18 protein-coding genes are annotated in these 16,297 nt (G+C 66.3%); 8 read left to right on the top strand and 10 right to left on the bottom strand.

From position 1 onward, the window contains the following. Positions 1-5 precede the first annotated feature (5 nt). Positions 6-836, top strand: a complete 831-nt coding sequence (locus tag OVA31_RS07895; protein WP_267630535.1) for an SDR family NAD(P)-dependent oxidoreductase — start codon at positions 6-8, stop codon at positions 834-836. 102 nt (positions 837-938) lie between these two features. Here OVA31_RS07895 and OVA31_RS07890 read toward each other — a convergent pair whose 3' ends face one another. The 6 genes from OVA31_RS07890 to OVA31_RS07865 all read right to left on the bottom strand — a co-directional run bounded on the left by OVA31_RS07890 (position 939) and on the right by OVA31_RS07865 (position 5,336). After that, on the bottom strand, positions 939-1,511 hold the full coding sequence (locus tag OVA31_RS07890; RefSeq protein WP_267630534.1) for an AAA family ATPase: 573 nt from the start codon (positions 1,509-1,511) through the stop codon (positions 939-941). Continuing rightward, positions 1,508-1,894 carry a TA system antitoxin ParD family protein gene (locus OVA31_RS07885; RefSeq protein ID WP_164310593.1) on the bottom strand — a complete coding sequence of 129 codons (387 nt, stop codon included), beginning with the start codon at positions 1,892-1,894 and terminating at the stop codon, positions 1,508-1,510. The genes OVA31_RS07890 and OVA31_RS07885 overlap by 4 nt, the downstream gene beginning before the upstream one ends. A gap of 72 nt (positions 1,895-1,966) precedes the next feature. Then, the gene (locus tag OVA31_RS07880; RefSeq protein WP_267630533.1) at positions 1,967-3,115 is read right to left on the bottom strand and encodes a threonine synthase; all 1,149 of its coding nucleotides are present in this window, start codon (positions 3,113-3,115) and stop codon (positions 1,967-1,969) included. Then, a complete protein-coding gene (locus tag OVA31_RS07875) occupies positions 3,112-3,942 on the bottom strand; it encodes an oxidoreductase (RefSeq protein ID WP_267630532.1) in 831 nt (276 codons plus the stop codon). Before OVA31_RS07875 ends, OVA31_RS07880 begins: the two co-directional genes overlap by 4 nt. 101 nt (positions 3,943-4,043) lie before the next feature. After that, positions 4,044-4,442, bottom strand: coding sequence for a cupin domain-containing protein (locus tag OVA31_RS07870; RefSeq protein ID WP_267630531.1), 399 nt, complete (start codon positions 4,440-4,442; stop codon positions 4,044-4,046). 9 nt (positions 4,443-4,451) lie between these two features. Further along, positions 4,452-5,336, bottom strand: coding sequence for an aldo/keto reductase (locus OVA31_RS07865; protein ID WP_267630530.1), 885 nt, complete (start codon positions 5,334-5,336; stop codon positions 4,452-4,454). A gap of 125 nt (positions 5,337-5,461) precedes the next feature. On the opposite strand from OVA31_RS07865, the gene OVA31_RS07860 reads away from it, so the two are divergent. Next, positions 5,462-5,836, top strand: coding sequence for a DUF2255 family protein (locus tag OVA31_RS07860; protein ID WP_267630529.1), 375 nt, complete (start codon positions 5,462-5,464; stop codon positions 5,834-5,836). 3 nt (positions 5,837-5,839) lie between these two features. Here OVA31_RS07860 and OVA31_RS07855 read toward each other — a convergent pair whose 3' ends face one another. Continuing rightward, the gene (locus tag OVA31_RS07855) at positions 5,840-6,889 is read right to left on the bottom strand and encodes an alcohol dehydrogenase catalytic domain-containing protein (protein ID WP_267630528.1); all 1,050 of its coding nucleotides are present in this window, start codon (positions 6,887-6,889) and stop codon (positions 5,840-5,842) included. Between the two features lie 102 nt (positions 6,890-6,991). On the opposite strand from OVA31_RS07855, the gene OVA31_RS07850 reads away from it, so the two are divergent. After that, complete coding sequence (locus OVA31_RS07850) at positions 6,992-7,891, top strand: helix-turn-helix domain-containing protein (protein ID WP_267630527.1); 900 nt, start codon at positions 6,992-6,994, stop codon at positions 7,889-7,891. Here OVA31_RS07850 and OVA31_RS07845 read toward each other — a convergent pair. Further along, a complete protein-coding gene (locus OVA31_RS07845; protein WP_267631441.1) occupies positions 7,878-8,435 on the bottom strand; it encodes a TetR/AcrR family transcriptional regulator in 558 nt (185 codons plus the stop codon). The genes OVA31_RS07850 and OVA31_RS07845 overlap by 14 nt on opposite strands. 46 nt (positions 8,436-8,481) lie before the next feature. On the opposite strand from OVA31_RS07845, the gene OVA31_RS07840 reads away from it, so the two are divergent. Together OVA31_RS07840 and OVA31_RS07835 are read left to right on the top strand one after the other, a co-directional pair. Further along, positions 8,482-9,132, top strand: coding sequence for a nitroreductase/quinone reductase family protein (locus tag OVA31_RS07840; protein WP_267630526.1), 651 nt, complete (start codon positions 8,482-8,484; stop codon positions 9,130-9,132). Positions 9,133-9,228: 96 nt separating this feature from the next. After that, on the top strand, positions 9,229-10,611 hold the full coding sequence (locus OVA31_RS07835) for an HNH endonuclease signature motif containing protein (RefSeq protein WP_267631440.1): 1,383 nt from the start codon (positions 9,229-9,231) through the stop codon (positions 10,609-10,611). 30 nt (positions 10,612-10,641) lie between these two features. Here the strand turns inward: OVA31_RS07835 and OVA31_RS07830 are convergent, their stop codons facing one another. Continuing rightward, positions 10,642-11,247: a TetR-like C-terminal domain-containing protein gene (locus OVA31_RS07830; protein ID WP_267630525.1), complete on the bottom strand. Its 606-nt coding sequence runs from the start codon at positions 11,245-11,247 to the stop codon at positions 10,642-10,644. Positions 11,248-11,298: 51 nt separating this feature from the next. Between OVA31_RS07830 and OVA31_RS07825 the strand changes: the two genes are divergently transcribed. Genes OVA31_RS07825 through OVA31_RS07815 form a run of 3 tightly spaced genes read left to right on the top strand, consistent with a single transcriptional unit; the run spans position 11,299 to position 15,787 of the window. Beyond that, positions 11,299-12,429, top strand: a complete 1,131-nt coding sequence (locus OVA31_RS07825; protein ID WP_267630524.1) for a hypothetical protein — start codon at positions 11,299-11,301, stop codon at positions 12,427-12,429. Further along, positions 12,426-13,403: a TIGR03617 family F420-dependent LLM class oxidoreductase gene (locus OVA31_RS07820; RefSeq protein ID WP_267630523.1), complete on the top strand. Its 978-nt coding sequence runs from the start codon at positions 12,426-12,428 to the stop codon at positions 13,401-13,403. The genes OVA31_RS07825 and OVA31_RS07820 overlap by 4 nt, the downstream gene beginning before the upstream one ends. Before the next feature lie 5 nt (positions 13,404-13,408). Then, complete coding sequence (locus OVA31_RS07815; RefSeq protein WP_267630522.1) at positions 13,409-15,787, top strand: PEP/pyruvate-binding domain-containing protein; 2,379 nt, start codon at positions 13,409-13,411, stop codon at positions 15,785-15,787. Here the strand turns inward: OVA31_RS07815 and OVA31_RS07810 are convergent, their stop codons facing one another. Next, complete coding sequence (locus OVA31_RS07810) at positions 15,788-16,297, bottom strand: VOC family protein (protein ID WP_267630521.1); 510 nt, start codon at positions 16,295-16,297, stop codon at positions 15,788-15,790.

The following is a 16,297-nucleotide window of genomic DNA, read 5'->3' as shown; positions in this document are numbered from 1 at the left end:
AATTCGTGGCAAACCAACGGACCATCGTGATCACCGGGGCGAGTGACGGGATCGGCGCAGTCGCTGCGCGGGAACTCGCCGGACCCGGCGTCGACCTCGTCGTCGTGGGTCGTTCGGCCGAGAAGACCAAGGCGGTGGCCGACGAGACCGGTGCCACCGCGTTCGTCGCGGACTTCGCGAAGCTCGACGACGTCCGACGTCTCGCCGACGAGATCCGGGAACGGGTCGGCACGATCGATGTGCTGCTCAACAATGCCGGCGGTACCTTCGACCCGAAGAAGCGGACCGCGGACGGCCACGAACCGAACTTCCAGATCAACCACCTCGGCGGGTTCCTGCTGACCAACTTGCTGCGCGACAAGCTCTCTGCCGATGGTGGTGCGCTGGTGGTGAACACCGCGAGTATCGGCAACCTCGCCGGAAAGGTCGACCTCGACGATCTCGATTTCCAGCGACGGCGCGCGCTGGAATTGCGTTGCTACGGGACGAGCAAGCTGGAGAACATCCTGTTCACCCGAGGTATCGCCGAGCGCTGGAAGGATGACGGAATCATCTCCGCCGCAGTGCATCCCGGGCCGGTGGCATCCAGCTTCGGGCGGGACTCGTTCTTCGTGGGCCTGCTGTATCGCACGCCGCTGAAGAAGGTCGCCACCATCACACCCGAGAAGGGGGCCGAGCCACTGATCGCGCTGGCGAACCGTGGCACCGATCCCGCAATCAACGGCGTGTATTTCAGCCGCCACAAGGCGAATGGGCCGCAGAACTCGCAGGCGCACAAACAGGAACTCATCGACGGGCTGTGGCAGGCGTCGGAGCGGCTGGTCGGGATCGCCTAGGCGCTAGGCGCTAGGCGATGGGCGCGCAACCGATCTGGCTGTGTCGACCGTCAGATGGTGGCCACCAGAAGATTCTCGCCGCTCTGTTGTCGACAAGAAACCTCAGCCGTCCCCTCGGAGTTCGGTTGGCACCCACGCCGGCCACCTGGTGGCGCCGACCAGCACGCCTGCGGTGAACTCCGCGACGATGGTGGGGGCCGGGCCGAGTGCGCTGTTGTAGACGGTCGATTCGTCGGCACGATGGACCGCCTCGACCGCGAGTGGCCACAATCGATGGAATCGGGCGCGGATCTTGTTCTCGGGCACAGAATGTCCGCCCGACGCCTGACGGCGGCCGACACGCAGTACCGCGATGGATTCGGGCACGATGAGGACGTGGAGTACGACGAAGTATCCGGCGTCATGCGCGCGGTCGATCAGGTCGAGTTTCGATTCGTGCGAGAACACGGTCTCGGCGATGAACGAGCGCCCGTCGGCGATCAGGCGGTCGCGGGTGTCCGCGGCGATTCTTGCCGCGTCATATGAGCGTGCCTCGGCCTCGGCCGGCCAGCGCTGCCGTGCGATCGAGTCCGCGTTGACGAACACGCTCCCCGGCAACAGCGGGCCGAGGGTGTACTCGACGAACGTCGATTTGCCCGAGCCGTTGGGGCCGATGACCAGATCGAGGCGTCTCACTCGACGTCGAGCACGTGGGTGGTTCCGTCCGGTCGGTATTCGACGATGCGGCCGTCCTCGTCGAGTGAGACGGTGGTGACACCCCGTTCGGTGAGCTCGTGTCGGTAGTCGGCCGCTGCCAGACTCTCGCTCACCAGGGCCCGGACCTGGGCGTTGAACGCGCGGCCTTCATCAGGTGTGAGGTCGGTGGTCGCTACGGTGCCTGCCAGTGCGTCCTGCACGCGCCGCAGCGACGCGGACTCGTGGGTGGTGAGTGCGCGGCCGACGCGCGCCCAGTACTCGAGTTGTTGGCGGCCGGTCCGCTGTTGACGACGGCCTTCGGCGATCGCACTGTCGACGAGGTCGGCGTCGACGCGGGTGACCTTGTCCGCGGCTCTGGTCATGGCAAGCCCATCTGTGGCACGGTACGAGCTGTAGCAGGGTGAAACCCAGTGTAGCAGGTTGCTACAGGCAGGTCAGTCAGGCGTTCTCCCCACGACGGCCGCCATCGAGTCGGCGGACTTCAGTCCCGTGCCGGTCAGGATGACGACCGTCGTGTCATCGGGTCTGATGGTGCCGTCGGCCAGGAAGCGGTCGAGCGCCGCGGCCGCGACTGCGCTCGTCGGTTCCGCGTAGAGGCCTCGTGCGGTCAGGGCCGCCACGGCCGCACGGATCTCGTCGTCGGACACCGCGACGGCCGAACCTCCCGAATCCACCACCGCTGCAACTGTTTCGATGAGGCGAACCGGACGCGCGATCGATGCGCCCTCGGCAATCGTGGGCTCTCGGGGCCCACGGCTTTCCGGATCGATCCCATTGACTTCATCGGCGATGGTCGCCCAGTGCTCGGGCTGTCCGACGAGGAGTCGCGGGAGCCGGTCGATCTGCCCGGCCTCGAGTAGCTCGCGGAAGGCGATGTCGCAGCCGAGGATGTTGCTGCCGGCGCCGGCGACCAGCACCACGTTGTCGGGTGCGGTGAAGCCGAGTTGTTCCCACATCTCATAGGCGATGGTCTTGGTTCCCTGCAGAAAGAAGGGATGCCAGTTGTGGCTCGCGTACGGGATCGTCGCGGATTGCCTGATGGCCTCGTCGGACACCTCGTCGCGAGTTCCGGGCACGAGTTCGATCTCCGCGCCAAAGGCGCGTGCCTGCAGTATCTTTGCCGGCGAGGTCGCCGCAGGGACGATGATCGTGGCGTGGATGCCGGCGGCCGCGGCATAGCAGGCGACGGCCGATCCGCCGTTGCCCGAGCTGTCCTCGAGGACCCGCGACACCCCCTGGCTGCGCAGGTGCGACATCATCACGGACACCCCGCGATCTTTGAAACTCGAGGTGGGATTGAACCATTCGAGCTTGAACCGGATGTCGCCGCGACCCCACGGTAGGGAGACGAGCGGTGTCCATCCCTCGCCGAGACTGACCCGGAAACTCGGGTCGACAGGGAGGGCTCCGCCGTAACGCCACAATGATCGCTCGGCGGCGTCGATCTCGTTCGGAGTCAGTCCGCTGATCGGGCTCACCATCAGCGGTCCGCCGTCGTCGCCGCGCCATCGGCCGTCGGTGAGCGGATGCGTTGTGCCCGAACGCTCCACCAACACGGCGTCGGCGGACACTGGGGTCTTCACTGCGCGAAGTCCGTACTCCGCGTCAGCTCATCCCATTTCTCGATGTCGACGGCCAACGCGTCGAGAGAGCTGCGAACGGCCGCCGCGGCGTCGCTGCCGAGCGGCAGGAAGTACGGCGGATCGGCAGACTCGGCAACTGTGATGAGAGCGGCGGCCGCCTTGGCCGGGTCGCCCGGTTGGGTGCCGTGCACGGTGTCGTTCTCGATTCGCCGTTTGCCTGCGGTGTCGGCGTAGTCGCCGATGGCGTCGGCAGACTGGGTCAGTGACCGGCCGGCGAAATCGGTTCGGAAAGCGCCGGGTTCGACGACGATCGCTCGAATACCCAGCGGAGCAACCTCTCTGCGCAGCGACAGCGTCAACGCCTCGATTGCCGCCTTGACCGCCGAGTAGTATCCCGAGCCTTCCGGGGACATCCGGGCGCCGATCGAGGAGATGTTGATGATGGTGCCGGCGCGCCGGGCCCGCATCCCGGGCAGCACGGCTTTGATCGTCCGCGCCGTCCCGAACACGTGTGTGTCGAACAGTTGTTGGACCGGCCCGTCTTCACCCTCCTCCACGGCGGCGCGATAGCCGTAGCCCGCGTTGTTGACGAGAACGTCGACGCCGCCGAAACGCTCGTCGGCAGCGCTGACAGCGGCACTCACTTGTGAGCTGTCCGTGACGTCGAGGGCGACCGCCAGGGCGGTGTCCGGATGGCGGTCGACAAGATCCTGAACCGTCGAGACGACGCGTGCGGTGACGACGGCGTTGTCGCCGTGCTCGAGCACGGATTCGGCAAGTGCGCGCCCGAGGCCGGACGAGCAACCGGTGATGAGCCACGTGGTCATCGAGTTCCCCTTTCGTGCGATCCGGTCTCCACTATCCCAACTGGTCTGCGCCTACCATTCACTCGGCTGGGGGCTCAGCGATCTTCGCGGCTTGCCCCGCGTCAGGCCAGGTACTCCTCCTCCGTCACGTGTTCGAGCCACGTCGTGGTGGTCGCCGGATCCTCGGCATTGTCGAGCATCGCCAGGTGTTCCATGAAGGAGTCGCTGCTCGCACCGTGCCAATGTTCCTCGCCGGGTGGGCAATACAGAGTCTGACCCGGGTGGGCCTCGACCTTGGCTTCGCCGCGGGACTGCACCCATGCGACACCTTGGGTGATGTGGAGGGTCTGGCCGCGGGCGTGTGAGTGCCACGCGGTGCGTGCGCCCGGCGCGAAGCGCACCTTCGCCACGACCATCTGCTGACCGGACTCGCGGGGAAATGCGATCGGGTCGAGCCAGACGTCGCCGGTGAACTGTTCGGGCGGGTTCTTGGTGGTGGGTTTGTGTTGGTCGATATCCATCTTCCGTCCTTACGCTTCGGGAATGGTCAGGCCGAACTTCTCACGTGTGATGACCTCCGGCTCCGGACCACCACGCACCCCGGTGTCGAGTGCATCGATGGAGGCGAGTTCGTCGTTGGTGAGCTCGAAGTCGAACACGTCGAAGTTCTCCGCGATCCGGGACGGTGTCACCGATTTGGGGATCACCTGCCGACCTTGCTGGATGTGCCACCGCAGCATCACCTGCGCGGTGGTCTTCTCATGTGCGGCACCGATCTTCTGCAGTGTCGGGTCCTCGAGCGTGGAACCGTGGGAGCCGTCGCGGTAGAAGGTGATCCCCCCGATCGGCGACCACGCCTGGGAAACGATGCCGTGCTCGGCATCGGCATCGAGCAGGGCGGACTGCCGGAAGTACGGGTGGACCTCGATCTGATTGACCGCCGGGACCACCGATGTCGCGTCGAGAAGTCGTGCGAGGTGGTCGGGCATGAAGTTGCTGACGCCGATGGCCTTGACCTTTCCGTCGGCCAGTAGGCGTTCGAGCGCCTTGTAGGCGTCGATGGTGAGGTTGAACTCGCCGGGTAGTGCCTGGTGCAGGATGAGGAGGTCGATCTGCTCGACGCCGAGTTTGCCTGCGGCCTTGTCGAAGGCGTGCAGAGTGGCGTCGTAGCCGTAGTCGGTGATCCAGATCTTGGTCTCGATGAACAATTCGGAACGGTCGATGCCGGAGCGGCGGATCGCCTCGCCGACTCCTGATTCGTTCAGATATGCTGCGGCGGTGTCAATATGGCGATAGCCGGTGGACAGCGCCGTCTCCACGGCGGTCGCCGTCTCGTCGGGTGGTGTCTGGTACACCCCGAAACCCAAAGCCGGGATGTGGATTCCATTGTTGAGTTCGATCTGCGGTATGGCCATATCCTCACGCTACGCCGATGGCACTTCACGAAGGAGTGTTCGTCGTACCAGGTACTGCGAGTACCTCCCACCACGCGAGATCTGCGCTTACGGTGGTCAGACACCCCACGGAAGGACAGTCGACGATGACGTGGACCGACGATGAACTCAACCGGATCAGCGACTCCGACGAGTTGCAGGTGTCTTCGTATCGATCGGATGGCACACTGCGGCCGTTCGTCACGATCTGGGCGGTGCGCTCGGGCGACCACATCTTCATCCGCTCCGCATACGGGCGGGACAACGGTTGGTTCCGGCGCGCCCTCGCCGGCGGTCGCGGTCGGATCCGGGCCGGCGGCGTAGAGAAGGACGTGGCATTCCAGGAACCGGACGATGACGTGCATCCGTCCCTGGACGCCGCGTACCACCTCAAATACGACCGCTACGGCCCGAAGATCGTCGGAACTGTCGTCGCCCCGCACGGACCGGGCGAGACGTTCCGACTCGACCCGCAGGACTGACGGTCAGGGCCGCACCGCGACCTTGAGTGCCTCGCGGGCATCCATCGCGGTGTACGCCTTGGGTGTCTCGTCGAGTGACAACGTCCGGTCGAACACCTTGCCCGGGACGACGCTGCCGTCGAGCACCGCCGGGAGGAGCTGATCGATGTAGGCCCTCACCGGTGCGGGGCCGCCGGTCAACGTGACGTTGGGGCCGAACAGCGAGCCGAAGCCGACCGGCGCATCGTCGTACTGAGGGACGCCGACCCGGCTGATGACACCGCCCGCACGGACCACGCCGACCGCCTGATCGTAGGCGGGACGATGTCCGACGGCCTCCAGGACGACCTGGCTGCCCAGACCCCCGGTCAGGTCACGGACCTGCTCGATGCCCTCGTCGCCACGTGCTGCGACAACCTCGGTGGCGCCGAACTCCCGACCGAGGTCGGTTCGGGTCTGATGGCGGCCCATCAAGATGATCTGCTCGGCACCGAGCTGACGGGCGGAGAGCACAGACAGCAGGCCGACCGCTCCGTCGCCGATCACGGTGACCGAACTTCCGCTGGTCACGCCCCCGCGCACGGCGGCATGCCAGCCGGTGCCGTACACGTCGGAGAGGGTGAGCAGCGAGGCCAACAGAGCGTCGTCGGCGTTCTCGTCCACCGGCGCCTTCACCAGGGTGCCGTCGGCCAGTGGTACCCGAACGGCTTCGGCCTGCGCTCCGGCTGTGCCGATGGCGTCGTCGCTCCAGAATCCGCCACGCAGGCACGACGTCTGCAGGCCGGCCCGGCAGAACTCGCAGGTCCCGCACGATACGACGAACGGCGAGATGACGAAATCACCCACGCTGACGGTGGTGACCTCGGAGCCGACGGCCTCGACGACGCCGATGAACTCGTGGCCCATCGGCGCGCCCGCGGGGGTGTCGGGCATGGAGTGGTATGGGTGCAGGTCGCTGCCGCAGACACAGGCGCGGACCACTCGGACCAGGGCATCGGTCGGTAGTTGCAGGGTCGGATCAGGGACATCGATGACGCGGACGTCGCCGGCGCCGTACATGTAGGTGGCTTTCATGACATCCAGTGCACCGCGATTCCGCGCGCGTGGGGAGTCACCATCGTTCCGGGTACTGTCAGTACCTCCCTGGCCTGCGGCATCGTGCCTACCCTGGAGTCCATGGGTACCACCGACCTGCGCACTCAGATCCGCGAGTTCCTGAGCTCGCGGCGCGCGCGCATCACCCCCGATCAGGCGGGCTTGCCTGCCTACGGCAGCAACCGTCGCGTCAAGGGTCTGCGTCGCGAGGAGGTCGCACTGCTCGCGGGGGTCTCGGTCGACTACTACGTGCGGATGGAGCGCGGCAGCCTCGCCGGTGCATCGGACAGTGTGCTCGCCGCCCTGGCCGGCGCTTTGCAGCTCGACGAGGCCGAGCGGGATCACCTCTACGCCCTGGCCCGCCAGTCACAGGCCGGTGCCGGTTCTCGCCGGGCCCGCACCCCGGCCTCGACAGTGCGACCGGCCATCCAACAGGTCCTCGACGCCATCGCGGACGCGCCGGCCTGGGTGCGCAACGGTCGTCACGACATCGTCGCGATGAATCAGCTCGCGCGGGCACTCTATTCGCCGGTGCTCGCCGATCCTCGACGACCTGCGAACACCACCCGATTCGTCTACCTGCATCCGGAGGAGGCCGAGGAGTTCTTCGTCGATTACGACCAGATCGCCAGGGATGCTGCCGCGATGCTACGGCTCGAGGCCGGTCGGAACCCGAACGACAAGGCCCTCATCCAGCTCGTCGGTGAATTGTCCACGCGCAGTGAGCTCTTCCGCCAACGTTGGGCCTCCCAAGACGTCCGGTTCCATCGCAGTGGACGTAAGCGGCTCCGCCACCCTGTGGTCGGGCAGCTCGACCTCGACTTCGAGGGGATGGAACTGCCCTCCGAGCCCGGGTTGTACCTGAACATCTACACCGCGGCCGCGGGAACGCCCACCGCCGACGGGCTGAAGCTGCTCGCGTCGTGGGCTGCGAGTCAGGAGCAGATCGACACGGAGGGTCACCCGGTCAGCCGAGGATGAGAGTCAGGTGGTCCCGTAGCACCGACTCCAGCGCCTCCTGAGGGTAGGCGCCGGTCGTGCTCGACCAATGCAGCGCCAGCCCATCGACCATCGCGAGGAGTGCGGTTGCGCGCAGGCCCGGTGCGTCGACGCCGCGGGCGCGCAAGGCATCACGAAGGCCGACCTGGATCCGGCCCAGAGTGCTTTCCTGGATCGCGGCCAACTCCGGAGATCTGGTTGCGAGAGCGGAGAATTCGATCATCACCCGGGCTTCTGCCCGGCGCCGGGAATCGATCGGGAGAAGTTCGACGAGGATGTCCTCCAACGCCGTCTCCGTGTCGTGGCCGACTGCACCGATGCGTTCGGCTACGCGATCGACAAGCGCGGTGAAGGCCGAGATGTAGAGCGCGTCCTTGGTCGGGAAGTGATGCTGCACTGCGCCGATCGACACACCGAGGTGCATCGCCACGTTCCGGATGGTCGCGGCGGCCAGTCCGTGCTCGGCTGCCACCGCGAGCACGGCGTCGCCCAGATCGGCTTCGGTCAACGGTGTGCGCCGGCGCATCGAGGTCACTGGACAACCATACACACGTATGGAACCATACGTTCGTATGGCTGGTGTGGTCAGATGGGTCGGTTCCGGTGCGGTGGTCGTGGCGGGCCTGAGTTGGGCGATGTGGGCGGTCGATCCGACAGCGCCGGCGTCCCAGATCCAGCCGTTGATCATCACGGGCGTGATGGTGGCCAATGTGATGGTGACGGTCGCCGCGCCTGCGACGAAGCGCCGGGCGGTGATACTTGTCCAGCGATGGTGTGTGAACCCGTTGGTGCGAGCGCTGTTTCGGATCGGTTTCGTCCCGTTCGGCTTTGCGCTTGTCGAGACGATTGGCCGACGGACCGGCCGACCCCGCATCGTGCCGGTGGGCAACGGGAGAGTGGGCGACACCTTCTGGCTCGTCGCCGAACACGGCCTTCGTGCCGGGTATGTGGCCAACATCCGTGCGAACCCAGACGTCCGTGTGCGGCTCCGGATCGGACTCCGGTTCACCTGGATCGAGGGTGTGGCAACGGTACTCGTCGGCGATGATCCGTTCGTACGGCAACGTGAGTTCTGTGGTCTCCGTCCGCTCCGCTGGTTGAACGCGATGAATGTTCGTGCACTCGGAGTGACGCCGGTGACGGTCCGAATCGATCTGGGCCCGCCAGGGGCCCACGGCGTTCCGCGGAACGCCGGTGTTGTCGGTGGTCACCGATATCGTTGAGGTAATTCGATTCAGCTCGACCTGTCGGGGGTTGAAATGACCGTTGTCGTTCCCATTGATCCGTCTGTGCCCGAGGCCGAGCCCCGGTCGCCCAACATCTTTGACGTGACTCCGGTCGGCGAGTTGTCGGATCGTCAGTTACGCGAGCGGGTGGTCGGGTATGCCGGACAGATGGCGGCGCTGACGGCGCGGTTCATGGGGTTGCTGGTGGAGTTCGACAATCGTCACGCGTGGAGCGGTGAGGGGGTGATGTCGTGTGCGCATTGGCTGTCGTGGCGGACGGGGTTGTCGTTGCGGACCGCGCAAGACCATCTGAGGATTGCCCACGCGTTGACCGAACTCCCGCTGATCTCACAGTCATTCGCCGACGGGCGGGTCACGTATTCGAAGGTGCGGGCACTGACTCGGGTGGCCACTCCGGAGCGTCAGCAGGAATTGCTGAACGTGGCGCTGAGTGCGACCGCAGCACAGGTGGATGCGCTGGTGCGGTCGATGCGGCACATCGATCGCGGCGCCGGAGAACAGGAATCCGGTGTGATCGCGTCGTCGGGTCGATGGCGATGGAACGATGACGGCTCGCTGTCGGTGAACCTGCGGCTCAACCCCCTCGATGGTGCGAGGTTTCTGGCGGGTGCAGTGCGGGCCGAGTACGAGCGGACCCGCACCGAAGACGATCTCGACGTTCCGCGGAACGCGCTCGAACCCGACGAGACCGCCACCGACGACGCCGAGGACCTCGGGCCGGCCGAGGTCAAACGCCGGCAGCGCGATCTGTGGCGCCATGTGCCCGCCGACATCGCCCCGGCGGTGATCGCGATGGCCGACACCCTCCACGGCGCCGTCGACATCCCCGAGACCGCGCCCGGTGCGGAGATCCTCGTGCACACCCACGGCCAGGACATCGTCGACGACGATGGCGACCAGGCCGATGATCATCTCGATGACGGGCCCGCGTTGTTCGACGTGGAGGTCGATGAAGCGCGCTGCGGGGCGGCGGTCCGCGAAGTGCACACCACCCGCCGCGGCGCCGTTCTCAACTGGGGTCACAAACGTCGGACGCCGACCGCCGCATTGATCCGGATCGTGACCCAGCGTGACCGGTGCTGCCGGCACCCGGCTTGTGGACGCACCCGCCACCTGCACGTCCATCACGTGCGGTCGTGGGCCGACGGCGGCCCCACCGATCCAGACAATCTGATCTTGTTGTGCGGCACCCACCATCGCGCATTACATCGCGGCGAGTTCACCATCACCGCGAAAGGTGGGCAACAGTTCACCTTTCACCGCCAGAGTGGATCGGTGATCGAACGCGCGCCCACCATCGTTGCGCCCGCCGGCTGGACCCCGGACCCTCGCATCGCCGTCGGCGCCACCATGCCGGTCGGCGGTGGCCGCCTCGACCTCGGATACACCACCGAAGTGCTCTATGCGATCTGGGCGCTCAAAGCCAGAGAGCGCACCGAACCGATCGCGGCGTGAGCGTTCCGCGGAACGCCGTGGGAGGTAGTACTAGGTCGTCCGACCGGACGGCCAGCGTTCGGTGATCAGCTCGGTCATCTCGTCCACCCAGGCATCGTCGAGGGCGGCGTCCCGGCGGATGAGGATGCGGAAGATCGCGGTGCCCGCGACGACCTCGGCCAGCATGGGCAACTGGTCGTCATCGCGGCGCTCCTGACCGAACCGGGATTCGAAGGTGGCCAGATTGCCGGCCAGTCGGGTGATCATCATGCTGTGCACCTGGGGATCGGCAACGGTGTCGGCGATCAGGCCGGGCAGCGCCATGCGAACCTCCGGGTTGTCGAACATTTCGCGGACTGTCTCGACCAATGCCCGGATGTCGGTGTGGATATCGCCGGAACCATCCGACGTGGGGATCTCTTCGGCGGACAGCACCGCCTCGTGCACGAGTTGGGCTTTGCCGGCCCATCGCCGGTAGATGGCGGCCGTGGTGGTTCCGGCGCGCGCGGCTATCGCCGATAACGACAGCGCCGAGTATCCGGTTTCGAGGATCAGCTCCCGGGTGGCCGTGATGATCGCGGCATCGATCCGGCCGTCGCGGGGGCGGCCGGGCGACGGTACAGACCTCTTGCCTTCGCCGGGTGTTTCTGCTGTCATGACCACAGCATAGTTCCAATACAGGATGCATCGTATTTATAGGGAGAGTCAGTGCAACTGAGCCCACTCGACGAGTACCCGATCCACCAGACGCCGGCACCGATCTCTTGGCCGGCCACCGCCGATCGGAATTTCTACGATCGGTCGTACTTCAACGTCCTCGACCGCGAGGGCCGCTTCATGGCGCTGACGGGAATCGGGTACTACCCGCGCCTGGGTGTCAAGGACGCCTACTTCGTCGTCCGTCGCGGCGACACGCAGACCGCGGTGCACCTCAGCGACGCCATCGATGACGATCGTCTCCACCAGAGCGTCAACGGCTACCGTCTCGATGTTGTCGAGCCGTTGCAGGAGATGCACCTGACCCTGGCCGATACCGAAGGCATCTCGGCGGATCTGACGTGGCGAGGTCTGTTCCCCGCCGCTCTGGAGCGCCCGCACGAGATGCTGACCGAGCGACGGGTGACGTTGCAGGCGTGTCGCTTTGCTCAGGTCGGCACGTGGGAGGGCTGGATCGACGTCGACGGCGAGCGGTTGGCGGTCGATCATGAGTCCAGCGTGGCGAGTCGCGATCGGTCCTGGGGTATCCGACCGGTCGGTGAGGCAGAACCGTCGGGCCGACCCGACGCAGCGTTCCGCGGGATGTGGTGGCTCTATCTGCCGCTGGCCTTCGACGACTACCAGCTGTTCATGATCCTGCAAGAGGACCCCGATGGGCACCGCAGCCTCTACGACTGCACCCGTCGCTGGCGTGACGGCCGTATCGAACAACTCGACGGAGTACGAGTCACCATCCACTACACACCCGGAACAAGGATTCCCCACGGTGCCCATGTCGAGTTCATGAACCGTGCCGGGGACCGGATACAACTCGACGTCGAGTCGAAGCTTTTCGCGCCCATCGCATTCGGGTCGGGATACGGTGGCGACTCGTCGTGGGCACACGGCACGTGGAAGGAGGGGCCGTTCGCCGAGCGTGTCAGCTTCGATCTGACGGACCCGGAAGTGATGGCCAGAGCGCCGTTCAGCCTCATCGACCACGTCGCCACAGCTGTGTGTACCGAGGCCGACGGTCGGACCTGTGAGGGGGCAGGGCTGTTCGAGCACGGTGTCATCGGTCCGCACCATCCGTCGGGACTCTTCGACTGGACCGATGTGGCGGACCAGGGGGCACGGCCATGAAGATCATGACAGCGCTGTTCGATCCCACCGATGCGGTCGACCGCGCGAGGGTTCTCAAAGAGGCCGGGGCCTCCGGTGTATTCACCTTCGAAGGCCCGCACGACGTCTTCACGCCGCTGGTGTCGGCGTCGGCGGTCAAGGGCCTCGACGTGATGTCCAATGTCGCGATCGCGTTCCCCCGCAACCCTATCCAGCTCGCGCACCAGGCCAACGACCTGCAGCTGCTGTCCGAGGGGCGCTTCATCCTGGGCCTGGGCACGCAGGTGCGCGCACAGATCGAGAAGCGCTACGGCGTCGAGTTCGACCACCCGGTTGCCAGGATGAAGGAAATGGTGGGGGCGCTGCGGGCGATCTTCGCGACATGGAGCGACGGTGAACGCCTGGACTTCCGTGGCGAATACTACCGACACACCTTGATGACGCCGACGTTTGTGCCCGGGCCCAACCCCTACGGCCCGCCGCCGATCTATCTCGGCGCGCTGGGCCCGCGGATGACCAGGGCCACCGCGGAGGTGGCCGACGGACTGCTGGTGATGCCGTTCGGGACGAAACGATTCCTGCACGAGGCGACGATGCCGGGCGTTCGTGCAGGGCTGGCGGCCGCCGGGCGTAGCGAGGACGACTTCGAAGTGGTGCCCGAGATCATCGTGTCGGTCGGTGACGACCACGCCTCGACCCGAATGCTGTTGGCGTTCTACGGCTCCACCCCCGCATACCGGCCGGTGCTCGACGCCCATGGCTGGGGCGACCTGCAGCCGGAACTCAACACGATGTCCAAGCAGGGTCGCTGGCAGGAGATGGCCACGCTGATCGACGACGAGATACTGCACACCATCGCCGCGTGCGGAACCCCCGCCGAGGTGGCCGCGCACATCCGCGACCGCGTCGACGGTGTGTCCGACCGGATCTGCCTGTATCAGCCCGGCCCGATCGCCGTCGACGCGCTCGCCGAGATCGTGGACGCGTTGCGGTGATCGACATGGCACCGACAACGATCGAACTCGATGACATCGCCGACGACCGCTTCGGCGGCAAGGCAGCGGGACTCGCAGAACTGCGACGCATCGGGCTCTCGGTGCCTGATGGATTCGTCATCGCCGACGCTTCTGCACAGGGCTCCCTCGACGGGGTGACGGAACGGTTCTCCCAGATGACCGTAGCCGAGTCGGCCGCCGTCGCTGTCCGGTCCTCGGCAGTCGGGGAAGACGGTGAGGACCAGTCCTTCGCGGGGCAATACGACACGGTGCTCGGCGTCGAGTCCGTCGACGACTTCGCCGCGGCCGTGCGCAAGTGCGCCGCTTCCGTACATTCTCGACGAGCCTCGTCCTACCGCGGACAACCTGGCGCCACCATGCATCTGGTGGTCCAACGGATGGTCGACGCGCGCAGTGCCGGCGTGGTGTTCACCGCGGATCCGACAACCGGCCGGCGCGACCTCATGGTGATCGACGCCGTCCCAGGCCTCGGCGAAGCGCTCGTCGACGGTACGGCCTCGCCCGACCACATCGTCCTGGACGCAGGCGGCACAGCGGTCATCAGCGAGATGGGTGCAATGCCGGTCTTGTCGCCGGCCCAGATCGCGGAGATCCGCTCCGATTCCCTACGCGCTGCTGAGCATTGGGGCAGGCCGATGGATCTCGAATGGGCGATCGACCGATCCGGGAAGCTGTGGTGGCTGCAGGCGCGGCCGATCACCACTCTGCCTGCCGATCTCAACGAGATGGACTCGCCGCTTGCGGGTGCCGATCACGTGTACACGCGCTGCAATATCGGCGAGATGATGCCGGGGGCCTTCTGCCCGCTGACCGCGTCGGTATCCGGCTACGCCATCGACTACGCGATGCAGGCCATCCAAGTGGTGGCGCGGGCACAGGAGAGCTACGAGAAGCCGTGGCTCCAGGTCGGCTACTTCTACGGGCACATGTTCCTCAACCTGACCGAGGGCACGGCCCTGAGTTCGGGCATCTTGGGCAACTCCCTGGAGCAGTTCTCCACGTCGATCTGTGGCCGGGTGATCGACGAGCTGAAACCCAAGCCGCCGCAACCGTTCATCCGTAAGCTGGGCAACACGGTCCGGCTCAGCACGCACGCGCTGTCTGCGGGCCCGGCGATCCGCCGGATGGACGAGCAGATCGCCGCTTTCCGCATACCGACCGGTGATGACCCACGAGTTGTCATGCAGCAGCTGGAATCCGGTGTCGAGCAGTACTGCGACATCACCCTGACGCATGTGCGGTCGTCGTCTCGCGCAGCGGTCGCGGCCAATGTTCTCGAAAGCGTGCTGATGAGGCAGGCGATCAAGGACGGACGCGGTGAGGACGATGGCCGGGCCGAGGCGAGTCGGCTGATGGCCGGCGCAACCGACGTCGAAAGCGCGCTCATGCTCTCCGAACTCGACGCGGTGGTGCACACCGTCGCCGCCGATGCTGCGGCCACCGAGAAGTTCCTGTCTGCCCTACCCGAGGGCGCGGTCACCGAGTTGCGCGCCGCCGGTGGCGCAGGCGGTAGTGCGTTGCGGCAGTTCTTGAGTCGTCACGGACATCGCGGCTACCGCGAGCTGTGCATGCGTGACCCGTCCTGGGCCGAAGACCCTGGCGGTCTGGGCGCGATGATGCAGGTCATGTTGCGCTCAGCGCTCGATCCGGTCGACAACGGGCCGAGCGCCGTCGAGGTGGCGGCACCCCGGTCATCGACTGTCCGACTTCTCGCCCGGTGGGCGCAGAGTGGCGCTCGCGGGCGCGAGCAGACGAAATCGAAGATGGCGCTGATGGCGCACCGCCTCAAACTGGGTTACCGCCACCTGGGTGAGGTGCTGGCCGGGTCGGGACGCTTGCCCGACGCCGATCTGGTCTACTTCTTCGACCGCGCGGAATTGCACCGCCTCGTCGGTACTGACGATGTCGCCGGACTGGTGCACAGCGCCGTGAAACGTCGAGAAGCGCTGGCATTCCAGGACTCCCTCGAGTTCGACGACGTCTCGGTGGGGCGGCCGTCCCCGCTCGTGACACCGCCGCAGCGAGGTGACGCAGGCGATGCGATCGCCGGTCGGCCCGCCGGCCGGGGAACGGTGGAGGGAGTGGTGCGCGTCGCGAAGTCGATTGTCGACGCGCGTGAGCTGCGGCGCGGCGAGATCCTGGTCGCTCCGGTCACCGACGTGGGGTGGACGCCGTACTTTACCGTGATCGCCGCGCTGGTCACCGATATCGGCAGTTCGGTGTCACATGGCGCTGTGGTGGCCCGCGAGTACGGATTGCCCTGCGTCGTCAACACTCTGGTGGCCACTCAAGTGCTCGAGACCGGCGACCGGGTGCGGGTGGATGGGGATCGGGGTCTGGTCACGCGACTGGGCGGGGACTAGTCACCGTGACGGTGACGAACTCGACGATCGATCCTTGACGTGGCGGTAGAAGGCCCGCATGTCCGGCCCGATCTCGGCGAGTTCGACGCAGGGCACCCCTGCCTGCCCGGCGTCGAGGTAGGCGAATCGCATCGCGCCACCCATGTCTCCGCTCTGGATCACCTCGACACCGGAGCGTGCGGCGTCGGACACCGCGTCGTCGAGGTTCTGCGGCTCGAAACAGATGTGGTGGATGCCCGGACCGGCGGTGCGAAGGAACTCGGTGTAGATGCTCTCGCCGCGCCGTGGCTGGATCAACTCGAGCTGCATCTCGCCGATGTAGGACAGTGAGATGTGCGCGGTGAAGTCGGCAGGTTGGCCGCGAAAGGTGCAGTTGTCGCCGAATTCGATGTCGGGCATCCGGGTCCATTCGCCTGCGCCGCACAGCTGCGATAGAAAGCGCTCGGTTGCTTCGATCTCCTCGACCACCCACGCTGTCTGGGTGATCGGGCCCCATGTCGATGCGGTCAT

Origin of the sequence: Gordonia sp. SL306 (assembly GCF_026625785.1) — a bacterium.
In the GTDB taxonomy this organism is placed as follows: Bacteria; Actinomycetota; Actinomycetes; order Mycobacteriales; family Mycobacteriaceae; genus Gordonia.
Note: the sequence above shows the minus strand (reverse complement) of the source record. Positions and strands in the feature narration are given on the sequence as shown.